The 13,749-nt window shown below is 60.9% G+C and carries 15 protein-coding genes; 4 read left to right on the top strand and 11 right to left on the bottom strand.

The genetic code is table 11. From position 1 onward, the window contains the following. Positions 1 to 54: 54 nt before the first annotated feature. The gene (locus ACIQUG_RS31390; RefSeq protein ID WP_402326170.1) at positions 55 to 1,395 is read right to left on the bottom strand and encodes an ABC transporter substrate-binding protein; all 1,341 of its coding nucleotides are present in this window, start codon (positions 1,393 to 1,395) and stop codon (positions 55 to 57) included. Positions 1,396 to 1,676: 281 nt separating this feature from the next. Then, a complete protein-coding gene (locus ACIQUG_RS31385; RefSeq protein ID WP_402326169.1) occupies positions 1,677 to 2,879 on the bottom strand; it encodes an MFS transporter in 1,203 nt (400 codons plus the stop codon). 160 nt (positions 2,880 to 3,039) lie between these two features. Between ACIQUG_RS31385 and ACIQUG_RS31380 the strand changes: the two genes are divergently transcribed. Both ACIQUG_RS31380 and ACIQUG_RS31375 read left to right on the top strand, forming a co-directional pair. Next, the gene (locus tag ACIQUG_RS31380) at positions 3,040 to 3,942 is read left to right on the top strand and encodes a LysR family transcriptional regulator (protein WP_402326168.1); all 903 of its coding nucleotides are present in this window, start codon (positions 3,040 to 3,042) and stop codon (positions 3,940 to 3,942) included. A gap of 116 nt (positions 3,943 to 4,058) precedes the next feature. Continuing rightward, the gene (locus ACIQUG_RS31375; protein ID WP_402326167.1) at positions 4,059 to 4,493 is read left to right on the top strand and encodes a winged helix-turn-helix transcriptional regulator; all 435 of its coding nucleotides are present in this window, start codon (positions 4,059 to 4,061) and stop codon (positions 4,491 to 4,493) included. A gap of 30 nt (positions 4,494 to 4,523) precedes the next feature. On the opposite strand, the gene ACIQUG_RS31370 is transcribed toward ACIQUG_RS31375, so the two are convergent. From ACIQUG_RS31370 to ACIQUG_RS31345, 6 genes are all read right to left on the bottom strand, one after another. Beyond that, the gene (locus ACIQUG_RS31370; protein ID WP_402326165.1) at positions 4,524 to 5,153 is read right to left on the bottom strand and encodes a flavodoxin family protein; all 630 of its coding nucleotides are present in this window, start codon (positions 5,151 to 5,153) and stop codon (positions 4,524 to 4,526) included. Positions 5,154 to 5,307: 154 nt separating this feature from the next. Next, complete coding sequence (locus ACIQUG_RS31365; protein WP_402326164.1) at positions 5,308 to 5,790, bottom strand: Rid family hydrolase; 483 nt, start codon at positions 5,788 to 5,790, stop codon at positions 5,308 to 5,310. 50 nt (positions 5,791 to 5,840) lie between these two features. Next, the gene (locus ACIQUG_RS31360) at positions 5,841 to 6,431 is read right to left on the bottom strand and encodes a TetR/AcrR family transcriptional regulator (RefSeq protein WP_402326163.1); all 591 of its coding nucleotides are present in this window, start codon (positions 6,429 to 6,431) and stop codon (positions 5,841 to 5,843) included. A 171-nt stretch (positions 6,432 to 6,602) separates the two neighbouring features. Continuing rightward, positions 6,603 to 7,406, bottom strand: coding sequence for a GntR family transcriptional regulator (locus tag ACIQUG_RS31355; RefSeq protein WP_402326162.1), 804 nt, complete (start codon positions 7,404 to 7,406; stop codon positions 6,603 to 6,605). A gap of 197 nt (positions 7,407 to 7,603) precedes the next feature. After that, entirely contained in the window at positions 7,604 to 8,692 is a 1,089-nt protein-coding gene (locus tag ACIQUG_RS31350; RefSeq protein ID WP_402326160.1) for a porin, read from the bottom strand. A 688-nt stretch (positions 8,693 to 9,380) separates the two neighbouring features. Beyond that, positions 9,381 to 9,845 (bottom strand): hypothetical protein, encoded by a 465-nt coding sequence (locus ACIQUG_RS31345; RefSeq protein WP_402326159.1) that lies wholly within the window; start codon positions 9,843 to 9,845, stop codon positions 9,381 to 9,383. 306 nt (positions 9,846 to 10,151) lie between these two features. Between ACIQUG_RS31345 and ACIQUG_RS31340 the strand changes: the two genes are divergently transcribed. Then, complete coding sequence (locus tag ACIQUG_RS31340; protein ID WP_402326158.1) at positions 10,152 to 10,652, top strand: DUF1801 domain-containing protein; 501 nt, start codon at positions 10,152 to 10,154, stop codon at positions 10,650 to 10,652. Positions 10,653 to 10,707: 55 nt separating this feature from the next. Here the strand turns inward: ACIQUG_RS31340 and ACIQUG_RS31335 are convergent, their stop codons facing one another. From ACIQUG_RS31335 to ACIQUG_RS31325, 3 genes are all read right to left on the bottom strand, one after another. Beyond that, positions 10,708 to 11,082 (bottom strand): hypothetical protein, encoded by a 375-nt coding sequence (locus ACIQUG_RS31335; RefSeq protein ID WP_402326156.1) that lies wholly within the window; start codon positions 11,080 to 11,082, stop codon positions 10,708 to 10,710. Positions 11,083 to 11,138: 56 nt separating this feature from the next. Beyond that, a complete protein-coding gene (locus ACIQUG_RS31330; protein ID WP_402326154.1) occupies positions 11,139 to 12,185 on the bottom strand; it encodes a hypothetical protein in 1,047 nt (348 codons plus the stop codon). Between the two features lie 198 nt (positions 12,186 to 12,383). Beyond that, the gene (locus ACIQUG_RS31325; protein WP_402326153.1) at positions 12,384 to 13,085 is read right to left on the bottom strand and encodes a DUF899 domain-containing protein; all 702 of its coding nucleotides are present in this window, start codon (positions 13,083 to 13,085) and stop codon (positions 12,384 to 12,386) included. A 173-nt stretch (positions 13,086 to 13,258) separates the two neighbouring features. Here ACIQUG_RS31325 and ACIQUG_RS31320 point away from each other — a divergent pair, with 173 nt between their 5' ends. Further along, complete coding sequence (locus ACIQUG_RS31320; protein ID WP_402326152.1) at positions 13,259 to 13,582, top strand: ArsR/SmtB family transcription factor; 324 nt, start codon at positions 13,259 to 13,261, stop codon at positions 13,580 to 13,582. The last annotated feature ends 167 nt before the right edge of the window (positions 13,583 to 13,749 follow it).

Raw genomic sequence — 13,749 nt, 5'->3', positions numbered from 1 at the left:
CGTTGAAAGAAAGTGGCGGGGCGGCGCCGGGAGGAAGCGCCACCCCGCAAGCAATCAGCCGTTGGTCTCGATGATTTCGGTCCAGGCCTGGTGGGCGTCGGCGATCGCCTGTTCCGCGCTTTTGGTGCCGGCGAGCGCCAGGGCCAGTTCGTCGGTCAGTGCATTTTCGAGTTTCGGCGCGTAGACGGCGGTTGGCCAGGCCAGGCTGTTTTCCAATGCGCCATCATCGAGCAGCGGTTGCACCAGCGGCTGGAAGTCCTTGAACTTCTGCGATTTCAGCCCCGATTGGCGGTCCGGGTCGATGCCCGAGCCGGTGAGCGCCAGAAGCTCCTGGTGGTAGTCCTTGCCGGTCGCAAACTTGATCAGGTCCCAGGCGACATCCTTGCTCTTCGATCCGCTGGTGATCGCAAAGCCAAAGCCGGCATTGAAGGCGAGGCGGGGTGTCTTGTTGCTGCCGCCGACGGGAATGCGCGCCACGCCCCACTTGTCCACGATTTTCGAGCCCTTGGGATCCTGCGCATAGCCGCCGAGATCGGTCCAGAAGTCGATCTGCGCTGCCTTGCCGTTGAGAAAGGCGGGCAGCCCCTCTTCGAAGCGGGTTTCGACTGGGGTCGGCAGCGCGTGGGGCGCCGACGCAAGCAGCGACTTCAGGGCCTCGACAGCCTCAGTGCTGTCGAGCGCCGAGGTGCCGTCCGCTTTCAGGAAGTTGCCGCCGAAGCCGGTGAGCCGGTTGGCATAGGTGGACAGAATGATGACCGGGATCTTCGCGCCCAGAACCGCCGCACCATAGATCCCGTTCTTCGATTCCGCCTCGGTAATCACCCGGGCGTTCTCGTTGTATTCGTCCCAGGTGGCCGGCGCCTTCAGGCCGTAGCGGTCAAACAGCTCGCGGTTATAGAACAGCAGATGGCTGTCACCGTCATAGGGCAACCCATAACGGCGGCCGTCATGCAGCGTGTACTGGTCGTAGATGGTCTGGATGAAGTCTTCCGGCTGGATCTCCGCCTTGTCACGCTCGATGAGATCGGTGACGTCCTCGATCACGCCATCGTCGGCCAACTGCCCTTTGTAGGTATAGAAATAGTCGATGACGTCGAACTGGTTGGCGCCCGACTGCACGTCCAGCGTCGCCTTGACGCTGACCTGGTCGTAGGGCACCGCCGTGACGTTGACCTTGGCTCCGGTCAGCCTCTCGAAATCCTCGGCGATCTTCTTGCCCGTCACGACATGCGGCTGGATGATCAGGAGATTGACCGTGCGGCCGGCATATTTGGTACCGGATGCAAGCGCCGTCGAGGAGGCAAGCGGCGTGACGAAGGGCAGGGCGCCGGCAGCGGCGAGCGTTTTCAGCACATTGCGGCGGCGGTACGCCTGGCTGAAAATGGAACTGGACATGGGATCCTCCGTCGAAATCTGGGCTTGGCCAGCGTTGTCATCCGTCGCGGGCGGAGCGGGCCCGGCTCACGTGTTGCCAGCATCATGCGCGAGAAATCTCGATCATTACACATATAGTCTATGTGTTTTATATATTATTGTGGGATGATTTTGCTGCTCTCTCCCCGTAGCTGGAGTAGGAATTTCTTCGAGAGATCGTCGACCCGCTGGACGGGGCGACAGCCGCCCCGATCCGCCCGGCGGAAAGAATGCGATCCGCTCGCCACGACTCCGATGGTCCATCAGCCTTGGCCAGTGGCTAGACGTTGCGCTTTCAACACAAGCAGAATCCCGAGGGACGGCAGGATGCCCGCCAGGAGCAGGTTGGTGCCGAGATCGAACTGATCGACAATGCGCCCTCCGGCAAAGGATCCGACGGCAATGGCGATGTTGAAGATCGCGACGAACAGCGCCGTTGCGACTTCGACGTCGGAGGGTGCCGACTTCATCATCCAGGTTTGCAAGGCGACCGAGACGCCACCATAGGCGATGCCCCACAAGATGAAGACGACCGCACCGCCAAGTGGCGAGTGTCCGAAGAGGGCAAAACCGAAGAGGACGGCGGCAAGGGCAGCGGCAATGCACAGCAAGGTCGCGCCGGTGCGCCTGGCGGCGACAGGGCCGGCAACAAAGTTTCCGCCGATCCCGGCTGCTCCATAGGCAAACAGCATGAGCCCGACCCATTCTGTGCCGATGCCTGAAACAACTTCCAGAAGCGGACGTATGAAGGTGTAGGCCATGAAATGCCCTGCAACGAACAGGAACGTGATGGCCAGGCCAAGTTGGATTCGGCGGTTCGAGAGCTGATTGCTGAACTGGCCGAGCCGGACGGACTGATGGACAGGCAGAGGAGGCAATGCGCAGAGATTGACCAAGAGCACGATCCCACAAAAGACCGCCATCGCGGCAAACGCGAAGCGCCAGCCCGCCGCATCACCGATCATGGCTCCGACCGGAACGCCAAGAACCGACGCTGCCGCAACGCCACCGAAGATGATTGCCGTCGCGACGCCAACGGACCGGCCCGGCACCAGCCGTGGCGCAAGGCCGCCGGCAACGGCCCAGATGCCGCCCATGCAAAAGCCGACAAGGATGCGCGCCGCCAGAAGCAAGCCGATGGTGTTGGCGAGCGCCGAAACGATGTTCGCAGCAACGAGCAGCAGCAGAAGCGTGGTCAGGATGCGCCTTCTGTCGATCCTGCCGGCCACGAGCACGACGGTCGGCGCAAAGAGTGCGGCAAGCAGTGCCGGCAGCGAGAGCGTCAGGCCGGCAGTCCCCATCGACGTTTGAAGGTCGTGTGCGATCGGCGTCATCAATCCGACGGGCAGCATCTCGGTCGTCACGACGCAGAAGGTCGCCAGGCCGGCGGCATAGACCGGCAGCCAACTTTCCCTCTTCGGGCGTCCCTTTGATTGCAGACCTTCGGTTTCTTCCTGGAGTTTCATTCGCTTGCCTCTTTCATTCGGGGGCAGGCCGCGATGTCGCGCCGCGCCTATCCCATGTCCCGTTGCCGGGCCCGAGGCATTGTTTACTGTTTCCGAAAATTGGATAAACTGTCATTCCATGGAAACAAAAGGGACGATTTGTCCCCAATAGGATCTTGCGATGCTGGACCATCTCGGCGATGTGCGCGCCTTTGTTCGTGTCGCCGACGACCAGAGCTTCACCCTGGCGGCCGAGCGGCTCGGTCTTTCCCGTTCGGCGGTCGGCAAATGCGTCGCGCGTCTTGAAGACAATATGACGACGCGGCTCATTCATAGGACAACGCGCAGCGTCAGCCTCACCGAGGAGGGCCGGCTCTTCTACGAGCATGCGATCAGGATCCTGTCGGAAGTGGACGACGCGGAGTCCGCCTTGGCACAACGGCACCAGGCGCCAACAGGGCGCCTTCGCATCGACGTGCCGATCGCCCTCGGCAGGCTGCATATTCTGCCCGTTCTCCAGCGCTTCCTGAACCGCTGGCCCGAGGTGGACGCAGAGGTCTCGTTTTCGGATGAGTATCGCGACATCGTCGGCGACGGCATCGACGTTGCCGTTCGTATCGGCGGGCCGACGGACAGTCGCCTCGTGCGGCGGGTCCTGGCCTCGCATCGGCTCATAACCTGCGCCGCGCCTGGCTATTTGCAGCAACGCGGAACGCCGCGCACGATTGACGAGCTGACGCGCCACGACAGGATCGGCTTCAAGCACGCAAGCGGACCGGTGCCGTGGCACTACAAGGTGGGCGGCGAAGACCGGGACGTCGGTGTTCAGGGAAACTTGCGTCTCGGAAACACCGAAGCCATTCGCGATGCTTGTCTCGCCGGAATGGGGCTTGCGCAACTGGGCGCATTCCTGGTGGGCCGCGACATCAGGGAAGGCAGGCTTGTGCCCCTACTCGAAGAATTCGAGCGCGACGAGCCGCCGGTTTGCGTCGTCTATCCAACGCGAAAGCATGTTTCTCCAAAAGTCCGCCTTTTCATCGAGGCCATTCGGGCGGAATGGGCGGCCGGTGCGCCCTGGGCATAACTCCGGACGCTGTCCTGCCTTCGGCTTTGCGGCTCGCAACTTGTGAGCCGCAATCGCGCGCACTACCTGTGAGGCGTGAAAAGCAGCCGCCGCAACGGCATGTCCTTGAGGTGATGATGAAACTGCCCCAGCAAGCCGGCGCTCCGTCTGCGAGCAATCCCGACGTGTTCGACGCTTCCTGCTCGGCCCGGCACGCGCTTGAACTAATATCGACGAAATGGGCGATCCTCATCATGTCTGCGCTTGCGGCGGGTCCGATGCGCAATGGCCCGTTGCTGCGCAAGGTCGAGGGCATTTCGCAGAAGATGCTGACCCAGACGCTGAAGGACCTCGAGCGCAACGGGTTGGTGCAGCGTCACGATCAGCAGACGAACCCGCCGCATGTGGAATACAGCCTGAGCGCCGTCGGCCTGTCTCTCAGCGAGACGCTGATCAGCCTCGACCGATGGGCGGAGCGGAACTTTCCGGAGCTGGACCGTTTCAGGGAAAAATACGATACGGCCGCGAGCGAGGCAAAGGCAGCCAGGCGGCGCAAGATTCGCTTGCCTTAGCGGAAGGATATTGCGCGCCGCGAAGGCGGCTCATGCCCAGACGCGGCCCGATCGCGGCGTGTCGATCTGGTAGTCGGAGGTGTGAGCGCTGAAGAAGGTCCGACCGAAGTGGCGCGCCCGCCCGATCGGGTCGCTCGGATCGCGGTGTATGTCGCTGCGTGCGTTGCCATGGCCGTGCACCACGCCAACGAAGGTCGAGCGCGTGTAGCGGCTGAATTCCTGGAACTGATGCTGCGGACCGGACGAAACCGTGGGGTAGGTCTCTTCCGAGCTGAGGACGAGGCCGATCCGTTTTCCGGTCATCTGCGCGACCACGGACGCCGATTGCGGATACGACGCAGCGACGTAGCAGAACATTCGATCGAAGAACGCCTTCAACTGCGCAGAGACGCCATACCAGTAGATCGGGCTTGCGGCGATGAAACCGTCAGCGGGTAGGTAGGAACCGAAGAACGCCCGCCGGAAACCATCGTCGATCCCGCGCGCGCCATCGGGCATGCGACACTGGCGACAGTCTCGAAGCAGCCCCGACAGGATGTCGTCGGCCAGCACCGTCTCGACTTCGTGGCCCGCCTCGAGCAGGCCTTCGGCGACGGCATTCGCCATTGTCGCCGAGTTTCCGTCGCGTCGCGGGCTGGAGCAGAGAACCATTGCCTTCATCGATATCATCCTCAAACAGCGGGTGACCTGGAAAGTGAAACTCCAGGGCTTTGCTGCAGGCGTATCGGGCGCAGGGGCCGCCTTACAAGTACGCACCTTGGGGTGCCTATGTCGCGGGCGCTCCCGCTCTTCCGCTATTCGGTTCCTGCCGATGCTAGGCCGAGCCTCCGCGTGAAAGCGGGGCAAAGGCGGTCGCCTTGATTTCCACCAAGCCGCCCTCCGGGTTCAGTTCCGCGACGGCCAGTTCGACACATGCCGGGTAGGGCGCCGGGAAAAAATCGTCCCGGACCTCGGCGATCGTGGCGAGTTGCCCGCCCTTGTCGAGCGCCAGCCGATCGCTGCCGAACACATGGAACATCTGCAATTCCACAACATCGCCAAGACCCGCCTGAGACGCTTCCAACAGTTGCTCCATGAGCGTGAACACATGGCGCAGTTCGGTGCGGAACTGCTCGGCATCCATCGGCGTCGGCTGCCGGTTGCAGGCGACAATGCCCGACAGAAAAACAAAGTCTCCGGCGCGCCGCGCCGGGGCGTAGTGGAATTGATCGACATCGTCCTTGAGTACGGCAGGCACGACGACCTGGCCTGTTGCTGTCGCATGGGTGTGAATGGTGACGATGTTTTGATCCTTCATGGTTTTCTCTTTCAGGATTGTTTGTGGGGTGCGCGCCTTAGGGTCGTCCGTTATGAGAGCGCGACCATCGATGGGGCGATGAGGGCCTGCAATTCGTCCCTTGTGGCGCCGTCGCGCGCCTGCATCGAGAGGCCCTGCATGATCGTGGCGTAGTACCTGGCCAAAGCCTGAACGTCGGCCGATGGCCGCAGATCACCCTCGGCGACGCCGCGCCGCAGCCGGACAAGAATATGGTTTTCGGTCTCCTTGCGAACCTGTCTGAGAAGGTCGCGCAGCGGCAGGGAGTCGGTCTGGCAATTGACCACGCCGAGGATCAGCAGGCAGCCCCCCGATTGCGGCGCGCCGAGTGCCGCGTCGATGCTGGCCGATAGCATCGCAGCGATCGCCTCGCGGGCGGTCTTGCCGGCATCGAGTGCGCGCCGGGTGCCCGAACCGACGGTTTCGACATAAAGATCGACCGCCTCGCGAAAGGCTGCGTCCTTGGAGCCGAACGCGGCATAAAAGCTCGGAGGCGTGATCCCGAGCGCGGCAGTCAGATCGTTGAGCTGGGTCGCCTCATAGCCCTTCGACCAGAACACTTCCATGATCAGGCGAAGCGCGTGATCGCAGTCAAAACTTCGCGGTCGTCCGCGGATCGCCATGATGTCCGCCCGTCGTGATTTATGTAGTGAGATTTATATAAAAAGCCCTGCGCGGGAAACAAGCGGATGCGCAGATTTTATGTAGTCAGGATTATAGAATTCAGGATCGGAGCAAATGGCACGAAGCGGTCGCGGATACGAACGGGGGTCGCCGCGTTCGCCCCATGGGCCTCAATTCAGGCCCAGGATCTCGCGCAGGTTCACATTCTCGCCATCGGACTGGGTGTCCAGCGAGGCTTTCAGTTGGCCTATCCGCTCGCGGACAAGGGCAAGTGCGCCTGCCGCATCTCCATCTGTCAGGCGGGCGAGGATCTGCCTGGAGTAATCCGATTGCCTGCCTGCCGGTTGCACGCTCTGGTGAAGCGAAAGTGCGAGCGCGAGGCAGGAGGCGTTTCGTTCCCATTCTCGGGCAAGCGTCCCGTTGCCATGAACCAGGCAAAGCAGGCTTCCAAACTCGATGTCGTACCGGCGCAGAAGCCGGAAATCATGGCCTGCCTCGGCCTTCTCTTCCGCCTTGGCGTGTTGCGCGATCCGGTCGAACTGGGAGGCGGTGATGGATGCGTGGTTCGCCGCGATTTTCTGGACGACGAATGTCTGCAGCGCCTCGCTCATTTCAAGCATCTCGAAAGCCGATTGCAGCGATGGGGATGCGACGTAGGCGCCCTTGTTGGGCGGCAGGAACACCAGCCCATCCTGTTCCATGATCATCAGAACCTTGCGCATGACCGTGCGGCTGATCCCGTAGATGTCACACATCACGAGCTCTTCCAGCTTGACCCCTGGCTTCAGCTTGCGGTCGATGATGGCGTTCCAAAGGTCAACGTGGATCTTCGCCTCGATGCCACTCAAGGATGCACTTTGCATCAAGGCGGCATCTTCGCTCTGCAAGGCGGGAGAGAGATAGTTGAACTTTGGCATCCGGGACCCGATTTCCGTAAGGCGTTCGATAAGCTTTACATGGTTCAGCAGCAGCAAATCAATCGCTGTCGGATGTATTGCGCCAAACTGTATCGATGGATTCCGATTGCGAGATGGGAGGAGGACTATCCCGGTGGCGTGGTTTCGGATCGAGTGAACGGGCCAAACACAGGAAGTCTTGCTGAAAGGTCCACGAAAATATGCCCACAACCGATACAGATTGCGGGCATATTGTCTTTGTTTACTCTCTTCCGTTAGAAGCTACGCTGCAGGCGGACGAAGCCCGACACGTAGTCGTCGTTCTTGGACTTGCTGCCCTTGAAGGTGTCGTTGTAGTCGACCTTGACGTAATTTACGGTTGTACGGACATCAAGACCTTCGGTGATCTTGTAGTCTGCAGTGACGCCGACCTTCCAGGCATTGCCGTTGCCAAAGCTTTCGTTGGGCGATGCAGCGCCTCTCCAGGCCGCGTTGAAGAGAACGTTCCGGCGCAGATCGCCGAAATACTGAGCGCCGGGCGTGATCGCCAGCCTGTCAGTGACGTTGAGGCGATAGGAGGCCGCAACGCTCCACTTGGACGTGGACCAGTAGGAGTTCGGGTCCGACGACCAGACGGCAAAGCCCTGAAGCACGCCCGGGCCGAGATCCGCCGACACCAGGCCGCGGATGGCGCCCTGCTTCACCTCGGTGTCGTAACCGCCGAGCAGGTCGAAGGATGCGCCGCCGAGCGAGACCGAAACGATGCCTTCGACGCCAACGCCGTTGTTCTTGGAGGTTAGGCCTTCGAGCTCGTCGATGGCGATACCTGCCTGGAACGCCCCGGCGTCATAGGTGTAGGAGATCGAGTTGAAGACGGTCGTGTCGTTACCGCTGATGTCGGTTTCGCCGTTCAGACCCTTGTCCCACCAGCTGGCGAAGTGACCAGCACGCAAGCCCGCGAGCTGGATGTAGGCTTCGTCGAGCTTGAAGTTGTTGTGGGCGTCGTTGTCGGTATCGGCCTGCATGGCGATGTAGCTGGTGAGCGCGCCGTATTCCGTATCGTTCTTCGCCTCGAGGATCAGCTGCGCGCGGGCAAAAGCATCCCAGTCTGAAGTCGACTGCTTGCCTTCCCAGCGACCAGCGCTTTCGCGCGGACCGAAGTTCGTCTGGAAGCGTACATAACCGCCGATACGCAAGCAGGTTTCGGTTCCGGGAATGTAGAAGAAGCCGGTGCCGAATGCGTCGCAGACACGGACATATTCCGTCGGCTCCGGTTCGGCCGCGATGATTGCGTCTGCCGCCTGGACGCTGGACGTCGCCGCGATCGCGGCAGCCGATCCCAAAAGTATGCTTTTCATCGTCATGGGAAAATCCCTCTCATTGTTCGAACAGGCAAGACGGCCGCATCACCCCATCGATGTGGATCCGCGACCTACTTGCTTCGCGCTGTGGTTGTTGGCGCCATCCGATCTTCGGCTGGCCAGCGCATGCAATCGGGTATCACGATTTTCCCGAAAGTGAATTCATAAAATTTAGAATCTCAATTCAAATTTACAGCATGATCGATTCATATTGCAAAATTGCTACATATTAGCGTTTCGCCACGCTGAATTCCGTTGGTGAGGAGTTTGCTTTTATGGTGACTATAATCTCAATTGAGATTCTTATTTTTATGTATTGACTTTGAATCGTGCGGTGTTAGAAAAACGCTGCCTTGAGAAGAAGGCGATCTCCAAGTGGTCAACGCCGCCAGTCCATCCCTGCGACTGGCGGCGTTCGCTTTTGGCTCCGCGGCAACGCGAATCGTCTAGCCTTGGCACCTTGCTGGAGTGGCGCATGCGGGCGGCAGGGAACGGGCTCTGGCCATCGGCCGACGCTGCAGATCGACGAGGGCAGGCAGCAAGCGCCGCCCAAAAGATGGCGTCCGGTTTGCCGGAACGGTTGTGCCGGTTCTAATCGGAGAGCTTCGGGATCGGGCAGGCGTTGTGCTGGTGGAGCGCGAACGCGCGGACACGACTGCAACCGCAGCCGTGTGGGCGGAAGCCGTCTTTTTCAGCCCAGGCGGTCTACGGCCATTCGGGCATGCTCATAGGGGCTGTAGCATTCGGATCCCTGCAGGCGCGCGACGATGGCTATGGGATCCCAGATCGGCTTCGTTTGCGCCGTGAAAAGATCGGCAGACAGATGATGATCCTGTGCCTTGAAGTGGCCGTCGCGGACGCCGTTTTCGATGATACCTCCGACGATGCCCTGAAGCCGTCGGAGGTGTTTGCGGGAGACCGGTCGATCGATGGCGAGAAGCAGGGCTTCGCGGCGAGGCGATGCGGCCGTCAACACGTGCAGGCTCAGGAAGTGCAGGCTGAGGCGGTGCTGGTCGAGAAGGTGGTCGACGAGCTTGTCCGGCGCTTCGACCGGTCGGCGCGCGTTCGCCGTTGCAACGGCAATCCGTTCTTTCAGCATTCTGAGAATGACGGCATCAAGGTGGTGTCCGGCGGTCAAGGTGTTGATGGAGAGCACGCTCGAGATCCCGAATGGTGGCTCTTTACGAGCCGCTGCTGCACATGTCCGGGATCGCAGGGATCCCGACCGTCTGCATGCCATGACCCTACGGCGATGGAGAGATGCCGTGCCGATTGCCAATACTTGGCGAAGCGGCTTGCGGATCGAGTTGCAGTCCGCAACGCAGCTGAAGCTGGAGGTTCATACTTGACCAATGCATAGCTGGATGGCTATGTGTCGTGCATAGCCATTCGGGTATGGGCTCCGTGACCGTGTCGCAGGATCCGACCCGCGACGAACTGACGGAACAGTCGAGGTCCGCGCATGTCTGAGAAGAAAGTCGGAAAGAACGCATTGAAAGCTTCTTCCGCTGCGCCAAGGGCAACGAGCGGACGCAAGACGCCGCCGACAAAGTCGGCCGATGGCGTCGTCCTTCTGACCGGCGGCAACCCGCAGATCGCCAAGGGCTATGGAGACGCCCCGATACAGCAATACATCGCTGCGATGCCGGGATGGAAAAGCGATCTGGGCAAACGTCTTGACCGGCTGATCGTTGAGGCCGTTCCCGGTGTCGAAAAGGCGGTCAAATGGAACTCTCCCTTTTATGGCATGGAAAAGGATGTCTGGTTTCTCGGCTTTCACTGCATGACGAAATACGTGAAGGTCGCTTTCTTCCGCGGCGCGCAGTTCAGCCCCATGCCGCCCGGCACGTCGAAACAGCCGGATGTGCGCTATCTCGACATCTATGAGGCCGACGAACTCGACGAGGCTCAGTTCCTGGACTGGGTCAAACAAGCCAGCGAGCTGCCGGGCGAAAAAATGTAAAGCGTCGCCGCAGCGCGAATCCGCGGGCCCGGCTTGCTTCCCCACAAGCGGCACCTCAATCGGCATTGCCCACCATGAGGACCTGCATGACTGCGGCCATTGCAGGGTCGGTGCCGGCGGCATAGTCGGCAAAGCTCGTCGAGCGCGGGATGTCCGGCTGAAGCGGGCCTGCCGGAACGTCATAGGCGTAATTCAGGAGGAAACAGGTCCTGATCTCCGACAGGCTGCATCCGTGCTCCCAGTTGTGATAGGCCGTCGAATAGCGGATAGTGATATTCGAGTTCGGCAAAACCGTGCGGCCGCCTTCACCCCAGAACTGCAGCCGGTCTCCCATCGGCTCGCCGACAAGCACCGTGCGCGTGCCGCCGAAATGCCTCAGGCGCGCCGCCGTGCTGATCGCCGCCGAAAACGTGTTTGCGCTGGTCAGCACGAACAGTCGTCCGTCAGGCGGCAGGATGGCCGGGAGCCTTTGCGAGAAATCGGCGGTCAATTCGTAGTTGCCGCCATTGTTGAACCTGAGATCGACGACTGCATTGCGTATGGGTTTTTTCTCCGCTTCATCCAGCACCTTGGCGAGCCCCTGCGACAGGCCCTCCGGCGTGGCATCCCTGATGCGGTTGATCTGGACATAGAGCACATCGGGCAAGGGATAGTGGTGCCAATAATTGGCGTCGGGGCGCGTGAGATAGGCCGGCAGCGTGACGTCGTAAGCACGTGCCGCCACCCGGCGTCGCGACCCGTCTGCGACAGGGGACTGAAATCGCGTCGTGGCCAGACATGGGCGGTTAACGGTTCCGGCGCGCCGGGCGTGGCAAGAAGAGGGATTTGCGCGACGTTTCCATCCTTAAGGCGGATGAGATAGGCGCTTTCACGCGGGCTTTCGGCAAGGCCGGTGGCATGGAGCAGTTCCGGCGAAATTGCGACATTCGGGACGAATTCCCTGGCGAGATTGGCGGGTCCGCCGAAATGGGGCCGCAGCGCATCGACAAAAGCCTCCGTCGCCCGTCCATTCACCTCAAGGATCTCTCCGCCCAGAAGGTGCGATTGCTCGGCTGTCGCTGCGATCACGAACAGGTCTTCGGCAAACCAGCCGAGGCGGATCGGAACCGCATTGAAACTGTGACCGCCGACAAGCCCGACGACACTGGTGTGCCCATTGTCGGCGAGCGCGACCGCCTTTGCAGCCGCCATCGCCAGACCGGCGCGGTCGAGATCGCCGGCCCGTTGTTCGATCGCATCAAGGGAGCCCGTAAACGCTGCCTGGGCGGCTGGCGAGAAGCTTCGGTCAACCTCGATCAGGCGCCGCAGATGGGCAAGGTCCTGTCTGTTGCGTTCCAGTTGCGAGGCTGCGGCCGGAAAGTCGCTGCGGGGATAGGTCTTCAGCGTTGGGTAGAGAATGACGGCAAGCGGCGCGACCACCAGGAGAAACAGGGCGGCCAACGTGGCCGATGCAATCCGAACGCCGCGTCGCCGCCAAAACCTCTTGCCGCTCGGTGGCGGACCGTCCTTGCGGTTTTGCGTCTCGTTTCCCATCGATTGCCGCCCCCATCGGCGCGCCTCTTAGAAGCGCGATCCATCCCCACATTCAGCGCTCCCTGCCGGGCCGGCAGCATCCCTTCACTATTGCCGCGATCCCTGTTCGGGGGCGCGACAATGACGCAGGTCTGGCGATCGGCCAGACAAGACGTAGGAACGGCGGCTCGACAATTCCATGCTCGCCGCCGCAGAAAATCAGAAGGCCGGTTCGGTCCCGTATTCGTCGTGCCGCCGGTTCCAGACATATGGTTCTGTCTGCGGCCATCCCGCGGGAGAGGCTTCCCATGTTTCCTGGCGACCGTAGGGCGTCAGATCCAGATAGGTCCACATGCTGCCGAGATACTCGACGCCACGCGCACCGTTGAAATAGGTGCGGTAGATATGATCGCCGTCCCTGAGGAAGACGCTGACGCCATGGCGCTCGCTGGTCCTTGTCGGGTCATCCGGATCGGCGACCGTGGCTCCCATGTCGTGGTTGAAGTCGCTCGCCGTGGACGAGTACCAGACCGGGTGCTGCCACTGCATCCGGGCCTGGTATTTCTGCAGCGTCTCCAGCGGCGCGCGCGAAATCAGCACGATGGACGTATCGCGTGCGTTGAGATGGGCCGGATGGGTCATCGCGTCCACGACCCAGGAGCAGCCATCGCAGCCCGCCTTCCATCCGGGCGCGAACATGAAGTGATAGACGATCAGTTGCCGCCGTCCGTCGAAGAGGTCGGCGAGGCTTACCGTGCCTTCGGGCCCCTCGAACGAATAGTCCTTGTCGATCCTGACCATCGGCAAGCGCCGGCGCTCGGCACTCACTCCATCGCGTGCGCGGGTGAGTGCCTTCTCCCTGGCAATCTGTTGTTCGAGTGCGGCTTGCCACTCATCCATTGAAACGATTTTAGGCAGCATTCTCAATCATCTCCCTTTTGGGCGGTTTGCTTGGACGTGTCGGCGGAAGGCTGAACTCCGATCGACTGCGTCCAGCCATCAGGCTCGGTTGGAGTGCTCGCGAAAGCTCGCAAACCGGTCTCATCGGCGCCGTCTCCGTTGCGTCCAGTTTCAATATGTTGTAAAAACATAACATGTCAAGCAAGCAGGAAGACGATCTGGTTTTCAAGGCATTGGCTCACCCGCGCAGGCGGGCGATGCTCGATCGTCTCAAGGGCGAGGCGCAGGCCACGGGCATGCTCTGTGCGGCCTTTTCAGACATGGATCGCTGCACCGTGATGCAGCATCTGAAGGTGCTGGAGGACGCCGAGCTGATCATCGTCAGGCGGGCAGGACGCGAGCGCTGGAACTATCTCAATGCGCTGCCGATCAAGCACATTCACGACCGCTGGATCAGCGACTATGCCGCCCATGCCGTGACCATTCTCGACAGGCTGAAGACTGGCCTTGAAGGGTAAGTCTGAAGATGGTGTGAATTACGGATCACTTAAACAGTATTCATTTGTGTATAGTTTTCGACAATCGGCAATGTTCTCCCTATTTGAGGGGAGTGATATTTAGTGAAATTACGAGACTCGAAAGAATTTCTACCTTTCTTGGCAGGTGGTTTCGAAAGCGCCGCTTT

The organism is Ensifer sp. NPDC090286 (assembly GCF_044769565.1).
GTDB lineage: Bacteria > Pseudomonadota > Alphaproteobacteria > Rhizobiales > Rhizobiaceae > Ensifer.
Note: the sequence above shows the minus strand (reverse complement) of the source record. Positions and strands in the feature narration are given on the sequence as shown.

What these genes read in the sequence shown, in the direction of transcription:
- ACIQUG_RS31390 (WP_402326170.1), bottom strand. Translation starts at nt 1,395, where the DNA reads ATGTCCAGTTCCATTTTCAGCCAGGCGTACCGCCGCCGCAATGTGCTG.
- ACIQUG_RS31385 (WP_402326169.1), bottom strand. Translation starts at nt 2,879, where the DNA reads ATGAAACTCCAGGAAGAAACCGAAGGTCTGCAATCAAAGGGACGCCCG.
- ACIQUG_RS31380 (WP_402326168.1), top strand. Translation starts at nt 3,040, where the DNA reads ATGCTGGACCATCTCGGCGATGTGCGCGCCTTTGTTCGTGTCGCCGAC.
- ACIQUG_RS31375 (WP_402326167.1), top strand. Translation starts at nt 4,059, where the DNA reads ATGAAACTGCCCCAGCAAGCCGGCGCTCCGTCTGCGAGCAATCCCGAC.
- ACIQUG_RS31370 (WP_402326165.1), bottom strand. Translation starts at nt 5,153, where the DNA reads ATGAAGGCAATGGTTCTCTGCTCCAGCCCGCGACGCGACGGAAACTCG.
- ACIQUG_RS31365 (WP_402326164.1), bottom strand. Translation starts at nt 5,790, where the DNA reads ATGAAGGATCAAAACATCGTCACCATTCACACCCATGCGACAGCAACA.
- ACIQUG_RS31360 (WP_402326163.1), bottom strand. Translation starts at nt 6,431, where the DNA reads ATGGCGATCCGCGGACGACCGCGAAGTTTTGACTGCGATCACGCGCTT.
- ACIQUG_RS31350 (WP_402326160.1), bottom strand. Translation starts at nt 8,692, where the DNA reads ATGACGATGAAAAGCATACTTTTGGGATCGGCTGCCGCGATCGCGGCG.
- ACIQUG_RS31340 (WP_402326158.1), top strand. Translation starts at nt 10,152, where the DNA reads ATGTCTGAGAAGAAAGTCGGAAAGAACGCATTGAAAGCTTCTTCCGCT.
- ACIQUG_RS31330 (WP_402326154.1), bottom strand. Translation starts at nt 12,185, where the DNA reads ATGGGAAACGAGACGCAAAACCGCAAGGACGGTCCGCCACCGAGCGGC.
- ACIQUG_RS31325 (WP_402326153.1), bottom strand. Translation starts at nt 13,085, where the DNA reads ATGCTGCCTAAAATCGTTTCAATGGATGAGTGGCAAGCCGCACTCGAA.
- ACIQUG_RS31320 (WP_402326152.1), top strand. Translation starts at nt 13,259, where the DNA reads ATGTCAAGCAAGCAGGAAGACGATCTGGTTTTCAAGGCATTGGCTCAC.